The sequence below is a fragment of the Epilithonimonas sp. genome (assembly GCF_032054305.1).
Lineage (GTDB): Bacteria > Bacteroidota > Bacteroidia > Flavobacteriales > Weeksellaceae > Epilithonimonas.
The window spans coordinates 385,410-400,414 of sequence record NZ_DAMBSX010000002.1 but is presented as its reverse complement, the minus strand read 5'-3'; the positions used below and the strand labels follow the sequence as shown (position 1 = coordinate 400,414).

Annotated in this window: 20 protein-coding genes; 9 read left to right on the top strand and 11 right to left on the bottom strand. The window is 33.5% G+C overall.

The window, feature by feature from the left end; genetic code table 11:
• Positions 1–36: 36 nt before the first annotated feature.
• From RTX21_RS05800 to RTX21_RS05790, 3 genes are all read right to left on the bottom strand, one after another.
• Complete coding sequence (locus RTX21_RS05800) at positions 37–744, bottom strand: LytTR family DNA-binding domain-containing protein (RefSeq protein WP_312765923.1); 708 nt, start codon at positions 742–744, stop codon at positions 37–39.
• Positions 745–863: 119 nt separating this feature from the next.
• Complete coding sequence (locus RTX21_RS05795; RefSeq protein WP_312765922.1) at positions 864–2,027, bottom strand: sensor histidine kinase; 1,164 nt, start codon at positions 2,025–2,027, stop codon at positions 864–866.
• Positions 2,028–2,090: 63 nt separating this feature from the next.
• Positions 2,091–2,822: a CPBP family intramembrane glutamic endopeptidase gene (locus tag RTX21_RS05790; protein WP_312765921.1), complete on the bottom strand. Its 732-nt coding sequence runs from the start codon at positions 2,820–2,822 to the stop codon at positions 2,091–2,093.
• A 299-nt stretch (positions 2,823–3,121) separates the two neighbouring features.
• On the opposite strand from RTX21_RS05790, the gene RTX21_RS05785 reads away from it, so the two are divergent.
• Both RTX21_RS05785 and RTX21_RS05780 read left to right on the top strand, forming a co-directional pair.
• Entirely contained in the window at positions 3,122–4,225 is a 1,104-nt protein-coding gene (locus tag RTX21_RS05785; protein WP_312765920.1) for a histidinol-phosphate transaminase, read from the top strand.
• Positions 4,226–4,235: 10 nt separating this feature from the next.
• A complete protein-coding gene (locus RTX21_RS05780; protein WP_312765919.1) occupies positions 4,236–4,628 on the top strand; it encodes a hypothetical protein in 393 nt (130 codons plus the stop codon).
• On the opposite strand, the gene RTX21_RS05775 is transcribed toward RTX21_RS05780, so the two are convergent.
• The gene (locus RTX21_RS05775; protein ID WP_312765918.1) at positions 4,609–5,481 is read right to left on the bottom strand and encodes an AraC family transcriptional regulator; all 873 of its coding nucleotides are present in this window, start codon (positions 5,479–5,481) and stop codon (positions 4,609–4,611) included. The two genes, RTX21_RS05780 and RTX21_RS05775, sit on opposite strands and share 20 nt — an antisense overlap.
• A 242-nt stretch (positions 5,482–5,723) precedes the next feature.
• Here RTX21_RS05775 and RTX21_RS05770 point away from each other — a divergent pair, with 242 nt between their 5' ends.
• A complete protein-coding gene (locus RTX21_RS05770; protein ID WP_312765917.1) occupies positions 5,724–6,314 on the top strand; it encodes a T9SS type A sorting domain-containing protein in 591 nt (196 codons plus the stop codon).
• 73 nt (positions 6,315–6,387) lie between these two features.
• Here RTX21_RS05770 and RTX21_RS05765 read toward each other — a convergent pair whose 3' ends face one another.
• Together RTX21_RS05765 and RTX21_RS05760 are read right to left on the bottom strand one after the other, a co-directional pair.
• Positions 6,388–7,383, bottom strand: coding sequence for a glycosyltransferase (locus tag RTX21_RS05765; protein ID WP_312765916.1), 996 nt, complete (start codon positions 7,381–7,383; stop codon positions 6,388–6,390).
• 8 nt (positions 7,384–7,391) lie between these two features.
• Positions 7,392–8,552 carry a class I SAM-dependent RNA methyltransferase gene (locus RTX21_RS05760; protein WP_312765915.1) on the bottom strand — a complete coding sequence of 387 codons (1,161 nt, stop codon included), beginning with the start codon at positions 8,550–8,552 and terminating at the stop codon, positions 7,392–7,394.
• Between the two features lie 93 nt (positions 8,553–8,645).
• Here RTX21_RS05760 and RTX21_RS05755 point away from each other — a divergent pair, with 93 nt between their 5' ends.
• From RTX21_RS05755 to RTX21_RS05730, 6 genes are read left to right on the top strand one after another with little or no spacing between them, the layout of a single operon-like run.
• Positions 8,646–9,401 carry a class I SAM-dependent methyltransferase gene (locus RTX21_RS05755; RefSeq protein ID WP_312766316.1) on the top strand — a complete coding sequence of 252 codons (756 nt, stop codon included), beginning with the start codon at positions 8,646–8,648 and terminating at the stop codon, positions 9,399–9,401.
• Entirely contained in the window at positions 9,398–10,090 is a 693-nt protein-coding gene (locus RTX21_RS05750; protein WP_312765914.1) for a ZIP family metal transporter, read from the top strand. Before RTX21_RS05755 ends, RTX21_RS05750 begins: the two co-directional genes overlap by 4 nt.
• Positions 10,091–10,146: 56 nt before the next feature.
• Positions 10,147–10,521: a bacillithiol system redox-active protein YtxJ gene (gene ytxJ / locus RTX21_RS05745; RefSeq protein ID WP_312765913.1), complete on the top strand. Its 375-nt coding sequence runs from the start codon at positions 10,147–10,149 to the stop codon at positions 10,519–10,521.
• A 37-nt stretch (positions 10,522–10,558) separates the two neighbouring features.
• Entirely contained in the window at positions 10,559–11,152 is a 594-nt protein-coding gene (locus tag RTX21_RS05740; protein ID WP_312765912.1) for a Crp/Fnr family transcriptional regulator, read from the top strand.
• A 4-nt stretch (positions 11,153–11,156) separates the two neighbouring features.
• The gene (locus RTX21_RS05735) at positions 11,157–11,657 is read left to right on the top strand and encodes a thermonuclease family protein (RefSeq protein WP_312765910.1); all 501 of its coding nucleotides are present in this window, start codon (positions 11,157–11,159) and stop codon (positions 11,655–11,657) included.
• Entirely contained in the window at positions 11,654–12,100 is a 447-nt protein-coding gene (locus RTX21_RS05730) for a GNAT family N-acetyltransferase (RefSeq protein WP_312765909.1), read from the top strand. Before RTX21_RS05735 ends, RTX21_RS05730 begins: the two co-directional genes overlap by 4 nt.
• 5 nt (positions 12,101–12,105) lie before the next feature.
• Here RTX21_RS05730 and RTX21_RS05725 read toward each other — a convergent pair whose 3' ends face one another.
• The 5 genes from RTX21_RS05725 to RTX21_RS05705 all read right to left on the bottom strand — a co-directional run bounded on the left by RTX21_RS05725 (position 12,106) and on the right by RTX21_RS05705 (position 14,876).
• The gene (locus tag RTX21_RS05725) at positions 12,106–12,438 is read right to left on the bottom strand and encodes a hypothetical protein (protein ID WP_312765908.1); all 333 of its coding nucleotides are present in this window, start codon (positions 12,436–12,438) and stop codon (positions 12,106–12,108) included.
• Between the two features lie 68 nt (positions 12,439–12,506).
• Positions 12,507–13,514, bottom strand: coding sequence for an adenosine deaminase (locus RTX21_RS05720; RefSeq protein WP_312765907.1), 1,008 nt, complete (start codon positions 13,512–13,514; stop codon positions 12,507–12,509).
• 81 nt (positions 13,515–13,595) lie between these two features.
• A complete protein-coding gene (locus RTX21_RS05715; protein WP_312765906.1) occupies positions 13,596–13,844 on the bottom strand; it encodes a DUF6952 family protein in 249 nt (82 codons plus the stop codon).
• A gap of 5 nt (positions 13,845–13,849) precedes the next feature.
• Positions 13,850–14,158: a thioredoxin family protein gene (locus tag RTX21_RS05710; RefSeq protein ID WP_312765905.1), complete on the bottom strand. Its 309-nt coding sequence runs from the start codon at positions 14,156–14,158 to the stop codon at positions 13,850–13,852.
• A gap of 85 nt (positions 14,159–14,243) precedes the next feature.
• Positions 14,244–14,876 carry a peroxiredoxin gene (locus RTX21_RS05705; protein ID WP_312765904.1) on the bottom strand — a complete coding sequence of 211 codons (633 nt, stop codon included), beginning with the start codon at positions 14,874–14,876 and terminating at the stop codon, positions 14,244–14,246.
• Positions 14,877–15,005: the final 129 nt, after the last annotated feature.

Here is a 15,005-nt window from a genome sequence, read left to right as displayed (position 1 = left end):
AAAACATTAATCCTTCAAATTATTTAAGGCTTTTATTTATTTAATCCCCAAAACCTGATACAATTCCTCTTTCTTGTTCAGCGCAATAGAAATACTTTTTCCATTGGTCAATTCAACCATATTTCCGTTGAGGCTTCTAATTGCTTCCAGATTGACAATGAATGATCTTTGAACTCGGAAAAACTTAGGTAAGGTCAACACTTCATCCATTGATTTCAAAGTGGCTAAGGTGGTATAAGATTCATTATTGATAACGATTTTCAGATAATCGCCTTGTGCTTCTACATATAGAATTTCGTCCAAAAGAATCTTCGTGAGTTTGCCATCAGATTTGATGAAAATCCTATCTGAATTAACCTGGTGAACAGTTGAATTTTGTCTTAGATCAATATAATCTTTCGCTTTGTTTACAGCTTTCAGAAATCGGTCAAATCGAACAGGTTTCACGAGATAATCCGTCGCTCCGGTTTCGAATCCGTCCAAAGCAAAATCTCTGTGAGCTGTAATGAAAATAATAACTGGCGGATTTTCCAAAGTCTTGACCAAATCCAAACCATTGATTTTCGGCATCTGAATATCGCTGAAAACAATATCTACCGAATGATTTTGCAGAAACATCAGTGCTTCCACAGAATCACCAAAAGAATCGGTCAGTTCCAAAAACGGAATGTCTTTGACAAAATTTTCAATAATTTCGCGTCCAATCGGTTCGTCATCCAATACGATACAACGTAATTTTTCCATCGTTACAAATTAGTTAATTTAGAAGTATGTTGAAAATCGATTCTCGCAGATTATTTTGATTTTGCAGATTTACATTTAGAATCTGCTTGATTTGCTAAATCAGCGAGAATTAGTAATTTCTATAAATTAATTTTAAGTTCAATTCTGAAACTGTTTTCCAAAGTCTGGATATTCAGAATATGTTGATTAGGGTAGAGTAGTTGCAGTCTTTTTTTGATATTTTCCAATCCGATTCCGCCAAATCCTTTTTGGGTTTCTGTCTTATCAATATCATTTTCCAGAACAAAATAAAATGTATTATTCTTGATTTCAATTTCTTGTCTGATGAACTGATTCTGAGAACTTCTCAAGCCATACTTGAAAGCGTTTTCAATAAAAGTAAAAGTCATCAAAGGCGCAATATAAAGTCCCGAAACATCATCTTCTCCAGAAATGTTCAATTGGATATTTTTATCTTTCGGATAACGCATTTTCTCCAGCTCAAAATAATTTTTGATGAAGCCGATTTCTTTTTCCAAAGACACTTTTTCAGCATTAGATTCATACAAAGTATAACTCATTATGTCTGAAAGATTCAAAATCACTTCTGGTGCAGAATCATCTTTTTTGACGCTCAATCCGTAAAGATTATTTAAAGTGTTAAAGAGAAAATGTGGATTCAGTTGCGATTTCAGAAAGTCTTTTTCGATGTTGATATTCTGGATTTCTACTTCCAGTTTTTGCTGTTGTAATTCAGTCGTCTTGTTATAAATCCTTAGTATTTCGAATAAAATTTTAATAAAGAAAAATGGCGACAATGTATAGATCACGACCATTGAATTGGATAGGACGGTTTCGAATTGTATCGCTTCAAAAAACGTCTGGTCTGCATTGTTTTTTATAATATTTTTCAGAAATCCATTCTCAATCTCAAAGCCCAAAAATTGATAAATGCAAAGAATGTAATGATTAACGATCAACCAGATATAGATACAGACAGGAACACTTGACAAAAACATACAAATGCGGAAATAATTATTTTTCCTGATAATGAATGGCGAAAAAATGTAAAAAAAGAAATAAAAAACTACGGCATTATTTATAGAACTTCTCAGCGTCATTATGAAACTGTTGAAAACATTCAGTCGGATTTCCAGATGATAATATAAAAAAAGCAGGAAGGAAAAAAACAGCCACATCAAAAAATGGAAAATTATTTTCGGACTTTTATTGTAGAATTTCTCAAATTCCAGCAATATATCTTGATTGGAAAAATTTTCGTTTTGGTTAAGTTTAGTCTGCATTTTTCTTCTGTTGAAAGGCATTTTCAAAAATAAGCTTTTGAGATTGGAATTTTTAAAATAAGATCAAAGAATTCTGATAATGGCGTTCATCACATTAATAACATTGTGTCCCAGAATCGGATAAATCAAATTTCCAGAGAATTTTCTCAAAATCCCAACACTTAAAGACGAGATCAAGGTCAGATAAACAATCGTGATAATATCAAATTTGAACTGATGATCTGTTGTCAAAACGATTCCGTGAGCAACTCCAAAAAGCAATGTAATGATTATAAATCCCCAACCAAATTGAATTCCTTTGAAGTTCCATTTTGGTAAAAATACTTTGTCAAAAATCCATAAGTAGATTCCTCGAAATAATATTTCTTCCGTCAAACCTGGCATTGTAGCTTGAAAAGCAAAGGTTTCCAGATCGAATTCGCCACCTTTTTGGAATAGAATGAGTTTGAAAATAAAATCGAAAATCAAGAATCCTAGGAAAATCAAAACGCCGTATTTCAGTTGGGTTTTTGAGTTTATAGAAGTTGTAAAGCCAATTTCTTTTTTGTCATTTTTATTGACAAAAAAGATAAATAATAATGCTGAAATAAGACTTGAAAGTTTGCCGATCCACGGAAATTTCAATCCGAAATCTGGCAAATAAAACTTGCTGAATATCTGCAAATAATTGTCAGTTAAAAATATAAGGACGAATAATAAAAGGAATTTCAAATTTCCTTTTTTGGATTTTAAGAAAGCGAGGATGAAGATGGGTAACATTGCTAAAAGCCAGATGAGCGGAGTGAATAGAGACATTTTTGATTGTTTTTAATTTCTGATTCAAAAGTAGAATTGATAAAAACTAATTCAAATGAAAATCGATTAAAGTGAATTTTTATCGGTTGGAATTTCAATTTTTCCCGATGAACGGAGTTTTAATTTATAGATACTTCGAGAACCTCAGTGTGGCAAGTCTGAATTTTATTTGTGCAATATCAAGTATTGTCAGGCTGAGGCTCTCGAAGCCCACTTAAACTTAAAATTCCAATTAATTCTCGAATGGAATCAAGATTTTCAAAAAATACATTAATTTTATAAAAAAATAAACCATTGATATGTCGATAAACAGAAGAGATTGGCTGAAAACGGCTTTCTTGGGAAGTGTTGGGCTGACACTTTCGCCACTTGATTTTTTAGCGAAAAGCACACCCAATTTTTCGGAACTGAAGAATGATGAAAAAACCATCCGACTTTGTTTTAACGAAAATCCGTTTGGTGTTTCGCCGAAAGCTTTGGAAGTGATGCAGAAAAACCTGAGCCTTTCCTCGATGTATGATTTCAAATTTGCAGATGTTTTGTGTGAGAAGTTGGCGGAGAAAAATCAACTTAAGAAAGATAATATTTTGGTTTCTGCAGGTTCGTCTTTTCTATTGGAACTCATCACCAAATATGTCTCGCTGGACAAAGGTCACATCATCATTCCTGACCCGTCTTTCACGATTTTCGAACCAATTGCTGTGTTTCTCGGAATGTCAAAATCTGTGATTCCGCTGAATGATAAAAAGAAAATCGACTTGGAAAAGATGAAACAATCCATCCGAAAAGGTACGAAACTCATCTATATCTGCAACCCGAATAATCCAACCGGAGATTTGCTTTCCAGACAAGAAATCGAGAATTTTATAAAATCTGTTCCTGACAATATCACGATTTTGGTGGATGAAGCTTACATTGAATTTACGAATCAACAATCTTTGGGCGATTTGGTCATTCAACATAAAAATCTGGTTGTTACACGAACATTTTCGAAACTTTATGGATTTGCCGGCGCGAGATTAGGTTATGCGATCGGACATCCGAAAATGATTGAAAATCTGAAGAAACTGCAAAGTTGGAGTGGCGCGGAAATCAGTGTTGTGACGATGGCTGGCGCGATTTCGGCGATGGATGACAAGGAATTTATTACCAAAGTTTTGGATAATAATCAAAAAGTAAAAGATTTCACGAACTCCGAATTCCAGAAACAAGGCATCAGAACCATTCCTTCTTCTGCCAATTTTGTTTATTTCTCATTGGAAAATTACAAAGGTGATTATTTTAAACAGTTGAGACAAGCAAAAATTCTGGGCGGGAAAACGTATGAGGAAAAAGGGAAGTGGACGAGGATTAGTTTGGGAACGATGGAGGAGATGGAGCGCTACTTTAGTGTAATTTCTTAATAAATTATTTATGATTAAATTTTTAAAGAAAATTTTTAGCTCGAGAAATGAAAATATTGAACAATCAATTTTAGGTAATTGGAAGGCTGTAGAGTTTAATAATCAAAAAATTGAAAAAGTAGGTTTTATAGAAGTGAATTTAAACTTTCAGAAAGAATTTGTTCAAATTGATACTAAACTTCATTCATTTGGTGGGCTTGTAGAAACAAATAGTTCTGGAAAATGGAATTTGTTTGGTTCAATATTAAAAACAAATTTTGAAGAAAGTTCTTCTCAATCAGAATTACAATTTTTGGATTCAAATACTGTAATTTTTACTCCAGACCCATTTTTTAATTCAGAAGCTGTCCTTTTCTCAAAATACGTAAGGGATAAAAATAAAATCACGCTAAAATATTACTAAACTCCTTCCGATACTGCGACGGACTTTTCTGCGTATGTTCTTTAAAAGTTTTATTGAAGTAACTGAAGTTGTTAAATCCACTGTCAAAACAAACTTCCGTGATGCTCATCGGCTGTTCTGCCAGGAGTTTTAGAGAATGCGTTATTCGGTATTCATTCACAAACTGCGTAAAGGTTTTATTTGTGATTTTCTTGAAATATCGGCAAAAAGATGGCACCGTCATATTGGATAATTCCGCAACGGTTTCCAACGTAATTGGGTCTTTGAAATGGTCTTTCACATAATTGAAAATCACACTGATTCGGTCATTGTCCTCTTTTTGAGTTTGCAGATAATATTTTGAAGCATTTAGGATTTTGTAATCTTGAGTCTGGGAAAGTTCATCCAAAATATCAACCAAAATCATCAACTTTGTTAAAGATGAAGCTTGTGTCAACGCATCGATTTTGGATTTCAGAGCTTTTTTGACTTCTTCGCCATAGACAATCCCGCTTTTTGCTTTTTCCAATAATGCTGAAATCCGCATCATTTCCGGTGCTTTCCAAAACTGAGAACCCAGAAAATCCATCGAGAATTGTATCACGACTTCATACTCGTTTTTGGTGTTTTCATTCGTCATTCCACAATGCGGAAGGTCGCTCCCAATAAGAATCAAATCGCCGTCGGTGAAGTAAGAAATATTACTTCCAATCTGTCTTTTTCCCGAACCTCCGAAGACAAATATCAATTCAATTTCCGGATGGTAGTGCCAAAAATTGGTCTTGATATTTTCATTCCTCGAATATTTCAAACAAGTAAAACTACTGCCGACATCAGGACTTACAGATTCTAAAACAGGATTATAATGTTTCATATGTAGATTCTATTGCTTTTAAAGGTCGTATGTTATCGCAATTTTCCAATTGATTTTTGGCTATTTTAAGATGGTTGCGGTTTCATAAAACAAAAGTAATTAATATGTTTTAAATTACCTTATTTTATTAATTAATATTTGGTTAATGTTAATATAGAACATATAAATGAAAATTGTATTGTATTATCTGAGTTTAATCCATTATACATTTGCATAGTAAAACAATTAAAAAAGAAATTATTATGAAAAGTATATTAAAATTTGGTTTTCTTGTAGCAAGTATATTCATCTCTACAAGCGCAATGGCTAAGGATAAAGATTTCTCTGTAGCAATTGGAGAAGTTAGTCAGAAAACTTTGCATTTCGAAGTTTCTAATGCAAAAAATGTTTCTCTATATGTTTATAACAGTGATAGAAACGAAATTTTTTCTGAAACACTTAAAAGTGAAAATGTTGAGAAATCTTACAATATGAGTGGAATGGATTCCGGAACTTACTTCCTTGTTGCTGAATCGGATGCTAAAATTGAAAAATATAAAATCGTAGTTGATGGCGAGAATGTAACTTTAGAAAAGTCTCCGGTTTCTGCGATTTCTAAACCAGAATATACAATTAACAAAAATGTTGTGAAATTGCAAATGGCCAATGTGATCGGGGATGTAAAAGTTTCTGTTTTCGATACAGCAAACAACACATATTACAGCAAAAATAATGTGGCGAAAGACGGATTGATTGATTTGACTTTCGATTTGAATCCTGCAAATCCTGAAACTTACATCATCAATGTTGAAAAAGACGGCGATAGTTTCAGCAGAATGATTTCTCTAAGATAGTTTCTCGAAACTAAGGTTATATATATTATTTTCTAAAAGCTTCACATTGCGTGAAGCTTTTTTATGTTTAAATCTAATGAAAATGTTTTGGAAAAGCTTCTCTCGGCGTTTGCTTCATAATATTAAGAAGAAACCAGGACTTCAGGAAGCCGTAACCGTAAGAAAACATTTGGATGTAGGTTGAAATAATCGCCATTCCTGCAATGCTGATATTTTTTGTTACTATCAAAGCGTGGAAGAAAACGAGAAATGTGTAAAGTCCGTACAACGCTAGAATTAAACCATTTCCCCAAACAAAATAATGGATAATTCCCACCAAATATCCTAATAAAAACAGACTTGGAAACCAAAAAGTTGGCTTAGCATATTTCGGATGTCTCTGATTAAGGATTGGTCTTGCACAACCGAATTGATAGACTTGTTTTGAGAATTTTCCGAAGTTGGCTCTTCGTTTGTGATAAACACCAATATTGTCAAAAAACAAGGTTGTGAAGCCATTTTCCCAAAACGTCATCGATAAATCCGGGTCTTCACCAATCCTCATTTCTGAGAAACCGCCAACCTGCAAAAACTTTGCTTTATTCACGCCCATATTGAAACTTCTCGGCTGAAATTTTGTTACCGATTTTTTGCTTCCACGGATTCCACCAGTTGTAAAAACCGAGGTCATAGAATAAGAAATAGCTTTCTGCATCAGATTGAAACCTCGGTGCGCTTTATCTGCGCCACCAAAAGCATCGCAAGGATTTTCGGTAAGGTTCTTCTTGATATTTTCGATGTAATCTGTTTCCACAATCACGTCCGAATCTACAAAAACCAACCAATCGTTTTTGGCTCGCTTTGCACCGTAGTTTCGGCTCAATCCAGGACCAGAATTTTCTTTTCTGAAAAACTGAATATCCAATTGTTCTTCAAATAGTTCAACCGTTGGAAGAAGTGCAATTTTGGAACCGTCATCTACAATTATAACTTCAAAATTTTTATCTGTCTGATGAGAAAGAGAATTCAGAAGCTCGAATAGTTCGTCTTTTCTGTTGAAAATTGCGATGATGATGGAGATTGAATTCAATGTGGATTTTATTTTTCTAATTTATGCACTTTCTTTGTCCCATCATACATTTCATACTGCAAAAATCTCGTCTCTAGTTTTCCGTTGAAAAGTTTAATTTTTCTGGAAGGTCTAAGTCCGATTTTCTTTGGAGCATCCAGGTCAGCAGAAATCAGCCAAGCCAAAGTATTTGGATAATGTTGTTTGAAAGTATCACCGATTTTTTTGTAGAAATCATCGTCGTTAATAGAGATTCTCTCGTCATAAGGTGGATTGAAAACCATCAACAATGGGAACATGTCTTTCTCAGAATCAAAAAAGTTTTGTTTTCTAACCTCGATGATATCTTCCATTTCGGCAGCTTCTATATTGGTTCTTGCTGCGTTCAGAGCTCTTGCGTCCATATCATAACCAACAATTTTTCCAGCGAACTCTCTTACTCTGTTGATCCGGAATTCTTTTATCTTTTGAAATAATTCTTCATCATAATTTTTCCAGTTCTGAAAAGAAAAACTCTTACGGAAAATCTGAGCCGGCAGATCCATAGCTATCATTGCCGCTTCTATTAATAGTGTTCCTGAACCGCACATCGGGTCAAGGAAATTACCTTTTCCATCCCAACCTGCGAGTTGCAGCATTCCGCTAGCCAAAACTTCATTAATTGGCGCAACAGTTTGCTCTTTTCTGTAACCACGTTTAAAAAGCGGATCGCCAGAACTGTCGATAGAGATCGTAACCAATTCTCTATCAATATGAAGATGGAATTTGATATCTGGATTATCTTTATTAACATTTGGTCTTATATTATATTTTTCCTGAAAATAATCGACAATAGCATCTTTCATTTTCAGGGTCATGAACTGAGAATGCTTGAATCTCTCCGAATTCACAGTTGAGTCGATAGCAAAAGACTGATGTTTTTCCAAAAACTGGTCCCACTCGAACTTGAATAATTTATCATAATATTTAGATTCGTTAAAAGCTTTGAATTCCATAATAGGAACCATGATCTTAAGCGCTGTTCTGCAAGAATAATTGAGTTTGTACAAAAAGCCGAGGTCACCTTCGCAAGTGACTGCACGGTTTTTAGCATCTACTTTTTTACCTCCTAGTTTCTTAACTTCTTCTGCCAAAATGGTTTCCAGACCGAAGAAAGTTTTGATTTGTATTTGCAGATTATCTGTATTCATAGCGCAAAAATATGGATTTTAGTTGATGGTTGTTGGTTTATAGTTGATAGAAATTATCATAACTTATAAAAACCATCAACAAACAACTATCAACTGTCAACCAAAAATCACTATTTTTGCAGGATGCAATGGTTCGAAAAATGGTTTGATACACCATATTATCATATTCTTTACAAAAATCACGATTACAAAGAAGCAGAAGATTTTCTTGATCTTTTGACTGATTTTCTGAAACTTGAAAAAAATTCTAAAATAATTGACTTGGCTTGCGGAAAAGGCAGACATTCTATTTATCTTAACAAATTAGGCTATGATATTCTCGGTCTGGATCTGTCTGAACAAAGTATCAATTATGATAAACAGTTTGAAAATGACTCTTTAAAATTCCATGTTCACGACATGAGGAATAAAATTGATAACGAGCCTGTTGATGCAGTTTTCAATCTGTTTACAAGTTTCGGCTATTTCGAAACTGAAGAAGAGGACAAAAGTGTTTTCCGTTCTGTTTCTGATGTTTTGAAAGATGATGGTTATTTTGTCCTTGATTTTCTGAATGCCGAATATGTAAGAAAAGTGATCACTCCGAAAGCCTCTATCGAAAGAGAAAATATCATTTTCAATATCAAAAAACATATTGAAGGCGAATATATTATGAAAGAAATCGATTTTGAAGCAGATGATAAAAAACATCATTTTTTCGAACGCGTAAAACTGACTTCTCCAGAGAAAATTCTGAACTTTGCAGAAGAATTCGGTTTCGAATTGATCAAACGTTGGGGCGATTATCAACTGAATGATTTTGATGAAGGCGAATCACAAAGATGTATTAATTTATTCCGAAAAAAATGATAGCTATTCTATTGATTTTAAGTGTTCTGATTGGTGTTTTTCTCGGAAAATATTTTGGGAGTAAACAGCGATTCGCCAAAAATCTTCTCATTCTAAGCGCCGGTTTTTTGATAACGATTTGCTTGAACGAGGTTTTCCCGGAAGTTTATCACTCAGAAGACCATAATATCGGGATTTTCGTAATTCTCGGTGTGTTGATTCAGATGTTGTTGGAAAGTCTCACGAAAGGCTTTGAACACGGGCATTTGCATCATCATTCGGATGAGCATTCTATCATTCCTGTTGCGTTGATTATTGGACTTTTTGTTCATGCTTTCATAGAAGGTATTCCTTTGTCTCATGAGAAGGAAACTTTGTCACCATATCTTCTAGGAATTCTTTTTCATAACATCCCTATTTCTTTTGTCTTAGGAAGCTTCTTGGCCCACAGCAAAAATTTTTCCACCAAATTCTGGCTCATTGTTTTGATTTTTGCATTGGCTTCTCCTTTAGGAATGTTATTAGGGAAATACTTTGATGAAAATCTGAAGGTCTATTTCCTGGCTGTAGTTGGCGGAATTTTCCTCCATATTTCATCTGTAATTATTTTCGAAAGTAACAAAAATCACAAGATGGATTGGCAAAAGATTATTCTGGTAATTTGCGGAATTATCTTGGCTTTGGGTGGACATCTTTTTCATCATCATTAATTAAAAAATATTTTCTATTTCAATAGGAAAATCATAATTTTACTCAAATCGATTTTATGGGATTTTTAGATCAATTATTTGGTAAAAAAGAAGAGCAGGATCAGACAAAAAGTCTTTGGAAAAAATTGGAGTCCGAGAAGGATCTGGATTCTGCTGCTGAGAGATCATTGCATCAAAAGGTTTTGATTTTCAAGCATTCTACGCGTTGTTTCATCAGCAAAACCGTCTTGAAAAACTTCGAAAATCAAATGCAGAACTCGGATAAAGATTATGAATATTATTTTTTGGATCTGTTAGCTAACAGAAACTTATCAAACGAAATTGAATCCCGTTTTGATGTTGTTCATCAGAGTCCACAGCTTATTGTTCTGGAAAATGGAAAAGCTACAAAAAATGCATCGCATCAAAATATCGATCTGGATACAGTTTAATAGGAGTTGCAATTAACTTCAAAAGCAAAAAACATTTATGATTCATCAAAACTTTAGTAAGCATCTTTCTCAGATATTAGGCGTTCCAATTAACAGTATAGAATTTTGTTCTTCTTTTTATGAAGTGAAAGAAGTTAAAAAGAATGAAATTATCCTGAGAGAAGGCGAGATTTCAGATTCTACTTTCTTTGTTGAGAAAGGTTTGTTGAGAATGTATTCTATCGATAAAGCAGGCAAGGAACACGTGATACAGTTTGCACCGGAAGGTTGGATTATTTCTGATACAACGAGTCAATTGCTGAATGAAAAATCCAGATTTTATATAGAAGCCATCGAAGAAAGTACGATTGTGATCACGAGAGATGGATTTTTTGAGCATCTTTCCAAAGAATATCCCGAAGTTGCTGAAAAAAATCAACGATTGATGTTCAATCACATCAAAAATCTTCAGAATAGAGTGAACGCTTTGATTAGTACAACAGCGGAAGAACGTTATCTGGATTTTCTGAAAAAATACCCAAATCTGATGTTACGCGCACCACAATGGATGGTTGCTTCTTATCTTGGAATCACACCTGAAAGTTTGAGCCGAGTGAGAAAAGAATTGGCTAAAAAGAAATTTGAGATTTAATATTTTGAATAAATTTTTAGTATTAATTCTATTTTCGATTTTCAGTTTTGGACAAAGTCAATTAAAGGAAAATCTTGGTCATAAAACATTTTCTGCTAAAGTTATCGGAATTTCTGATGGCGATACGATGGAAATTCTATACAAGAAAAATCCGATTAAAATCCGTTTGGCTCATATCGATTCACCAGAAAAAAGAGGAACTCAGCCTTTTGGAAATCAAGCCAAAATCGCTTTGTCAAATCTTTGCTTTGGAAGATTTGTAACTGTTCAGGCTGAAAAATATGACCGATACAAACGTTTGATCGCAGTTGTCATCAATGATAAAGGTCAAAATGTAAATAAGCAAATGCTGAAGCAGGGAATGGCTTGGCATTATAAAAAATATTCCAAAGATTCTTCTTATGCAAAACTGGAAAACGAAGCACGGAAAAATAGAGTAGGAATTTGGCAAGATAAAGACCCGATACCGCCTTGGCTCTGGAGAAAAAATAAAAAGAAAAAATGAATTACGAAGTTTTAAAAGCCGAAATCTCCGATATTTCCAAATTATCTCAAATGATGAAGGATTTCTATTCGATTGATTTATATCCTTTTGATGAGATAAAAACGAAAGATAATTTCGATAAATTCATTAATAATGAGAATTATGGAAATTGCTTCAAAATCGTTTTTGAAGGAGAGATTGCTGGATATATTATTTTAGCAAAATATTTCAGTTTTGAATTTGGTGGCGAAATTTTGTTTTTGGATGAGTTGTTTGTGAAACCAGAATTTCAAGGGAAATCGTTGGGCAAAAAAGCTTTGGAATTTGTGAAGAACTATTCGATTGAAAATAACTTCAAAGTTGTCTTGTTAGAAATAGAAAACCATAATGAGAGAGCTAAAAAACTCTATGAACATTATGGTTTCCAAAATCATAAAAGGAGTTTGATGATTCTTAAGAATTGAAAATATTAAAATTTATAATTATCAATTTTACAATAATATTTAGGATCGCAGCCAGTAAGTTCACAACCTCCGAAATAATATTTCTTTTTATTTTTCTTCATAAATCTTCCAGTTGTTAAGCCATAAAATATAGATAGAACTTTTTTATCGCTTTTGCAAATTGGGCAAACTGAGCTTTTGTTTTCTCTAAAACTACAGTTGATTGTATCTTTGGTTTTCTCTTGAGAAAAAACCACTGATGATACCATTACTAAAAACAAAAAGAACATTTGCTTCATATCTAAAAAGCCAATATTTAGTTTTATTAATTCTTTACCAGATAAAATCAATTTTATCATTTCTTCAAAGCTAAATATTTCAAGATACGAAATTTAAAATATTACGTTTGATAATTTGTTTTAAAATATTATTCATAATCTCCAACAACCTCATCCACTTTTTCAAGATAAGTTTTCTTCTGTTCATCAGTCGCAAAAGAGTAATTGAAGGAGTTTTTCACAAGTGCAATAATATCTTCTTTTGATAAATTTAAAGCTTCTTGGACAGCTTCAAAATTAGCATTCATATAACCTCCAAAATAAGCTGGGTCATCAGAATTAACGGTCGCTTTGATGCCTTTGTCCAAAAGTTTTTTCAATGGATGATTAGTCATAACATCAGTATTTTTCAGTTCAATATTTGAAAGCGGACAAACGGTTAAGGCCAAATCTCTTTTCACAATTTCATTAACCAGATCTTCATCTTCAAGACATCTGTTTCCGTGGTCGATTCTCGCAACTTTTAATATATCAATAGCTTCCCAAATATATTCAGCAGGACCTTCTTCTCCGGCATGAGTAACAGGAATATAACCTTCCTTTACAGAAGCTTCAAACACATTTTTGAATTTTGTCGGCGGATTTCCCATTTCGGATGAATCCAGACCGACAGAGGTTATCAAATCTTTGTAAGGAAGCGATTGTTTCAAAGTTTCAAAAGCAGATTCTTCAGAAAGATGTCTCAAATAACTCATTATAAAAAGAGAATTGATCCCCCATTTTTCCTTAGCATCCAATCTTGCTTTTTGCAATCCATTGATGACAGTTTCAAAAGCGATTCCTCTTTCTGTATGTGTTTGCGGATCAAACATTATTTCTGTATGGATCACATTGTTTTCATAGCATTTCTGATAATAGGCCATTGCCAGATCATAGAAATCTTTCTCGTGAATCAAAACGCCGGCTCCAGCATAATATATATCAAGAAAATCCTGAAGACAAGAAAATTGATAAGCTTTTTTAACTTCATCGATTGTTTTATATGGAATCTCAATTTGGTTTCTTTGAGCAATTTCGAACATCAGTTCCGGTTCAAAACTTCCCTCGATATGTAAATGCAACTCGGCCTTTGGAAGGGCAGCTATAAAATCCTTCATAGTATTTGATTTAATTCAAAAATAAATAAAAAAGGCTTTAGAAATCTCCTTCCAAAGCCTTTTTTTACAAAAATAAACTATTTATTTGTCTATTGAACCCATTACTTTTTGAGCAAAGGCATTCAAAGCATCTTTTTCGCTCATCCCGCTGTTTACATTTGCGTGAACTTCCAAAGCTCCACAAATGTTCGTGATCAGTTCTCCTGTGACATTCAAATCTTCCTCAGAAACATTTCTGAATTCTGAAAAGCTTTCCAAAACTTCCAAAGTCGCTTCCAGATTTTCCGGCGTTTGATTTTGATAAAATTGTCTTATGATTGGTAACTTCATATCAATTATTTGATCTCGTTGAAAAGATTGTTAAGACTTTCCGCTTGATTGGTCTGAACCTGATTTTTCAAAGTTCCACCTTGAAATACAGCAAACGTAGGCAAGTTGTCAACAGTTGCTAACTTTCTGCTTTCCGGCAATTTCTCTGCATCAACGTAGTAGAAAGGAATTGCATCATTTTCTGAAGCCAGTTTTTTGAATTTTGGTTTCATGATTCTGCAGTTTCCACACCAAGTTGCGCCATATTGAACTACTACCTTATCATTTTCACTTACAATCTGTTGTAAGTTATCTTCTGTTAGTTCTATGTACATAATTTTATAAATTTAGCAATGTAACAGTTTGTCAATTATTCTATTCATTATTGTTAAACTGTTACACTTTTTTTACATTGTTATATTAATTCTTGCTGAAGTATTCTGCAACGCCAGTTCTGTTAGCGTTCATTGCTTCTTTACCTTCTTCCCAGTTTGCAGGACAAACTTCTCCGTGTTTTTGAACGTGAGAATAAGCATCGATCAATCTAAGATATTCTTTTACGTTTCTACCCAATGGCATATCGTTTACAGACTCGTGGAAGATTTTTCCGGTTTCGTCGATCAAATAAGTTGCTCTGTAAGTTACGTTAGAACCTGTAAAAACTTCGTTTCCTTCTTCATCATAATCCAAATCTTGGTCAACAATTCCAAGAATGTTTGCCAATTGTCTGTGAGTATCAGCAAGGATCGGGTAAGTCACACCTTCGATTCCTCCGTTGTCTTTTGGTGTGTTCAACCAAGCGAAGTGAACTTCGTTTGTGTCACAAGATGCACCAATTACTATAGTGTTTCTTTTTTGAAACTCTGGTAAAGCTTCCTGAAAAGCGTGTAATTCTGTTGGGCAAACAAAAGTGAAATCTTTTGGATACCAGAACAAAATAACTTTTTGCTGATTATTCACCGCTTCTTCAAACACATTGATCTTAAGATCGTCACCCATTTCGCTCATTGCATCAACCGCAACACTTGGGAATAATTTACCTACTAATGACATAATATTTAAGTTTTAAATTGTTTAAAATTAACAGAAGCAAAATTACAAAGGTTTTGTGAATTGAATATTAAAATTTGATTTATAAAATCTATCAAACTGAAAGATTCGAAATTAACAGTGTTATATCAG

Coding starts and splice junctions, on each gene's coding strand:
- RTX21_RS05800 (WP_312765923.1), bottom strand. CDS start 744: ATGGAAAAATTACGTTGTATCGTATTGGATGACGAACCGATTGGACGC.
- RTX21_RS05795 (WP_312765922.1), bottom strand. CDS start 2,027: ATGCAGACTAAACTTAACCAAAACGAAAATTTTTCCAATCAAGATATA.
- RTX21_RS05790 (WP_312765921.1), bottom strand. CDS start 2,822: ATGTCTCTATTCACTCCGCTCATCTGGCTTTTAGCAATGTTACCCATC.
- RTX21_RS05785 (WP_312765920.1), top strand. CDS start 3,122: ATGTCGATAAACAGAAGAGATTGGCTGAAAACGGCTTTCTTGGGAAGT.
- RTX21_RS05780 (WP_312765919.1), top strand. CDS start 4,236: ATGATTAAATTTTTAAAGAAAATTTTTAGCTCGAGAAATGAAAATATT.
- RTX21_RS05775 (WP_312765918.1), bottom strand. CDS start 5,481: ATGAAACATTATAATCCTGTTTTAGAATCTGTAAGTCCTGATGTCGGC.
- RTX21_RS05770 (WP_312765917.1), top strand. CDS start 5,724: ATGAAAAGTATATTAAAATTTGGTTTTCTTGTAGCAAGTATATTCATC.
- RTX21_RS05760 (WP_312765915.1), bottom strand. CDS start 8,552: ATGAATACAGATAATCTGCAAATACAAATCAAAACTTTCTTCGGTCTG.
- RTX21_RS05750 (WP_312765914.1), top strand. CDS start 9,398: ATGATAGCTATTCTATTGATTTTAAGTGTTCTGATTGGTGTTTTTCTC.
- ytxJ (WP_312765913.1), top strand. CDS start 10,147: ATGGGATTTTTAGATCAATTATTTGGTAAAAAAGAAGAGCAGGATCAG.
- RTX21_RS05740 (WP_312765912.1), top strand. CDS start 10,559: ATGATTCATCAAAACTTTAGTAAGCATCTTTCTCAGATATTAGGCGTT.
- RTX21_RS05730 (WP_312765909.1), top strand. CDS start 11,654: ATGAATTACGAAGTTTTAAAAGCCGAAATCTCCGATATTTCCAAATTA.
- RTX21_RS05725 (WP_312765908.1), bottom strand. CDS start 12,438: ATGATAAAATTGATTTTATCTGGTAAAGAATTAATAAAACTAAATATT.
- RTX21_RS05720 (WP_312765907.1), bottom strand. CDS start 13,514: ATGAAGGATTTTATAGCTGCCCTTCCAAAGGCCGAGTTGCATTTACAT.
- RTX21_RS05715 (WP_312765906.1), bottom strand. CDS start 13,844: ATGAAGTTACCAATCATAAGACAATTTTATCAAAATCAAACGCCGGAA.
- RTX21_RS05710 (WP_312765905.1), bottom strand. CDS start 14,158: ATGTACATAGAACTAACAGAAGATAACTTACAACAGATTGTAAGTGAA.
- RTX21_RS05705 (WP_312765904.1), bottom strand. CDS start 14,876: ATGTCATTAGTAGGTAAATTATTCCCAAGTGTTGCGGTTGATGCAATG.